Origin of the sequence: Thermococcus sp., assembly GCF_027066465.1 — an archaeon.
Classification (GTDB): Archaea; Methanobacteriota_B; Thermococci; order Thermococcales; family Thermococcaceae; genus Thermococcus.
The window spans coordinates 1-3,071 of sequence record NZ_JAMONU010000062.1 but is presented as its reverse complement, the minus strand read 5'-3'; the positions used below and the strand labels follow the sequence as shown (position 1 = coordinate 3,071).

Genomic DNA, 3,071 nt, shown 5'->3' with positions numbered 1-3,071 from the left:
GAGCCAGTGAAGTTCAACGTTGCCCAGCATGTAGTGCTTGAGGGCGCTACTCGCGGAGGTGAACACTATGGCAAAGCTTGAAGTCGCGACGGCGTAGTGAATCGGCATGCCGAGCCACACGAGGAATGGAACGTTTATTATCCCGCCCCCAACGCCGAGCAGACCGCTGGCAATCCCCGAGAAAAACCCGCCGATTGGGACGAGCTTGTAGTTCACCCTAACGTCCTCAAGCCTGACCTCGCTCGGCTCTGCGGTTTTCTTTCTGTATATCCTCACTGCAACGACGATTAGGGCAAGACCGAAGATGACCTTCAGCTTGGGGGCACTGATGAACGATGTGAGCCATGCCCCTATGTAGGCGCCTACAACCGCCGTAGAGGCCAGCAGAAGTCCGACCTTGTAGTGTATCCTCCTCTGCCTTGAGTATGCAATAGCCGAGCTGAGCGAAGTGAAAACCACAGCGGCGCTCGAGGTTCCGACCGCGTGGTGCATCTCGACTCCGAGCAGGTTGAGGGCTGGCACTATCAGGAAGCCCCCTCCGAGACCGAACAGTGCCGCGAGGGTTCCGATGAAGACGCCGACCGCGAAGTAGCCGAGGTATTTCAGCACTCAATCACCTCCAAGGAGCGTTTTTATTGCCCTGCTTATGCTCCAAACCTCAATAATACCAGCGCGGGAAACCTTCTCAAAGTGCCTGTCGTTGGTAACGAGGATTGCCCTGCTTTTCAGGCACGTTGCCGCATGGACGGCATCCGCAAGCTGTATCTCCGGAAAATACGGGAGAACGTGGAGCACTTCCTCCCTGCTTGGGTTCACAATCGTAACTCGCCTTCTAATGAACTCATAGAAATCCAGCGCGTTGAGCTTTTCGGCGTATTTTCTGTACTCAGCCATCAAGACGTCGTTTGCCACCAGAGTGTAGCGTTTGCTGGTTAAAAAATGAAGTAAAAGCTCGGTTGTGTCAGTCCAGCCCCGTTTAACCGCCGCTATGAAGACGTTCGTGTCGAGGAGAAATTTAGAGCCCGTATAGTTCCTTCGCAACCCTGTTCCCCTCTTCTTCGGTTTCAGCCTCAAGCTCCTCTAAATCCACTCCCATCGAGTTCCTGACGAGCTTTTCGAGCATCTTTTTGACGTTGAAGCGCCTCAGGACTATCGTATCGCCGTCTATCTCCGTAACGAGGAACTCTTCCCCCGGCTTGATGTTGAGCTTTCTCCGGACATCCTTCGGAATTACAACCCTGCCCTTGGAGTCAACCTTCGTTATTCCCATTTTTCCCACCATTCCCACTATCGTGTTGGCGTATTTAAGGGTTTACATCTCCAGCGCTATAGCCTCAATCAGCTTTATCAGCGCCTCGAGGTCGCCCAAGTGGAGCGTCTCGACCTCGCTGTGGAGGTACTTAATCGGGACGCTCAAAGCCAGAACCTCGCTCTTGTGCTGAAAGGCGGAAGCATCGGTTCCACCGCCCGTAACCCCTATCTGGAGGGGAATCCCATTGCGTGAGGCTATCTCGACTACTCTCCTCGCCAATCTTCTCGTGTAGATGGCCGAGTTATCCACGGCCCTTATGACAGCTCCTCCACCGAGCCTGACGTCGCCCGTAATATCTGCACAGCAGGCGAAGGAATCCACCGCGAAGGCGTACTTTGGCGAGTAACTCTCCGCGAGGAACTTGGCACCCTTGAGACCGACCTCCTCCTGGACGGTGAAGGCGAAAATCCATCTGCCGTCCAAATCGTGGTCAACCAGGTCCTTTATCGCCTCAACAAGTGCCACAACCCCGAAGCGGTCGTCGAGGGAGCGTGTCGAGACGTAGCGGTCGTTGAGAACCGCGAAGTGCTTCTTGAAGACAGCATAATCGAGGACTTTGACGCCGAGTTTCTCGGCCTCTTCCCTGCTTTCGGCCCCGATGTCTATGACGAGCTTGTTCCAGGGAACGGTGTCGAACTTCCTCTCGAGGTTGAGATGGACCGGAAGTGCTCCAATAATGCCGTCGAGCTTTCCGTTCTCGGTTACAACGTCGAGGTGCCTGCCGTAGAGCAGTCTGTCGTCTATCCCGCCGACCTTCCGGAAGGTGAGCTTCCCGTTGGACCTTATTCCGGTAATCAAAAGCCCTATCTCGTCCATGTGAGCCATGAAGATGCCTTTCAGCTCGCCTTCGCCGAGTTCAACTATGAGATTGCCGATTGTATCGACGGTGTAGTCGGCGTATGGTTCGAGCCACTCCGCGATTTTCTCCCTGACCTTCTCCTCGTAGCCTGAAATTCCGGGAATTCGAGTTATCTCCCTCAACTCCTCGACAAGCATTCAGACCACCTCAGAGCATCTTTACCTCTTCCGGAGGGCGAACCTTCAGAACTTCCCTGTTGACGAGCGTCTCCGGAACCTCACCGCGCAGAACTGCCAAGAGGTTTCTAACCGCCTGAAAGCCCATGTCCTCCATAGCCTCCTTCGAGAGGCCGGCGTAGTGGGGCGTTAAAACCGTCTCCCACTCGTAGTCGAAAAGCTCGTGCTCCTGAACCGGCTCGTTCTCAAAGACGTCGGTCGCGTATCCCTTCAGCTTGCCCTCTTTGAGGGCCTTAACGAGGGCTCTCTCATCGACGAGGGTTCCGCGTCCGATGTTCACTAAATACTTCCCCTCAAGGAGCTTCAATCGCTCTTCGTTGATGATGTGGTAGGTTTCCTTCGTCGCTGGGAGGGCAAGGATTACAATGTCGCTCTCCCTCAGCACGTCGTCAAGGGGAAGGTACCTCGCGCCAACTTCCTCCTCGATATCGGGCTTCCGAGAGCGCGACCAGTAGAGTATCTCCGCCCCCATTGCCTTCATTCTCCGCGCCATTGCCTTTCCTATCGCCCCCATGCCGAGGATTCCAACCTTTTTGCCGTAAACCGTCTCGATGTCCTTGAAACCGCTCCACACAGTTCTGTGGGAGTCCCATTTTCCAGCCCTTATGAACCTGTCGGCGTAGGCGATTTTCCTCAGAAGCGCTACCGTTAAGCCGACGGCGAACTCCGCCACCGCCTCGCTGAGAACGCCGGCCACTTTGGTGACGTAGATTCCCTTCTTGGT

5 protein-coding genes are annotated in these 3,071 nt (G+C 55.0%); all 5 read right to left on the bottom strand.

Annotated elements, in window-relative coordinates:
* Window positions 1-609: sulfite exporter TauE/SafE family protein (locus MVK46_RS02720; RefSeq protein ID WP_297535100.1), on the bottom strand; the 609-nt coding region annotated here is incomplete at its 3' end.
* The gene (locus MVK46_RS02715; RefSeq protein ID WP_297535099.1) at window positions 610-1,041 is read right to left on the bottom strand and encodes a PIN domain-containing protein; all 432 of its coding nucleotides are present in this window, start codon (window positions 1,039-1,041) and stop codon (window positions 610-612) included.
* Window positions 1,016-1,270, bottom strand: a complete 255-nt coding sequence (locus MVK46_RS02710; RefSeq protein WP_297535098.1) for an AbrB/MazE/SpoVT family DNA-binding domain-containing protein — start codon at window positions 1,268-1,270, stop codon at window positions 1,016-1,018. The genes MVK46_RS02715 and MVK46_RS02710 overlap by 26 nt, the downstream gene beginning before the upstream one ends.
* A 42-nt stretch (window positions 1,271-1,312) precedes the next feature.
* Complete coding sequence (locus MVK46_RS02705; RefSeq protein WP_297535097.1) at window positions 1,313-2,308, bottom strand: M42 family metallopeptidase; 996 nt, start codon at window positions 2,306-2,308, stop codon at window positions 1,313-1,315.
* Window positions 2,309-2,318: 10 nt separating this feature from the next.
* The coding region (locus tag MVK46_RS02700; RefSeq protein WP_297535096.1) for a 2-hydroxyacid dehydrogenase at window positions 2,319-3,071 on the bottom strand (753 nt) is incomplete at its 5' end.

Coding starts and splice junctions, on each gene's coding strand:
- MVK46_RS02705 (WP_297535097.1), bottom strand. CDS start 2,308: ATGCTTGTCGAGGAGTTGAGGGAGATAACTCGAATTCCCGGAATTTCA.
- MVK46_RS02710 (WP_297535098.1), bottom strand. CDS start 1,270: ATGGGAATAACGAAGGTTGACTCCAAGGGCAGGGTTGTAATTCCGAAG.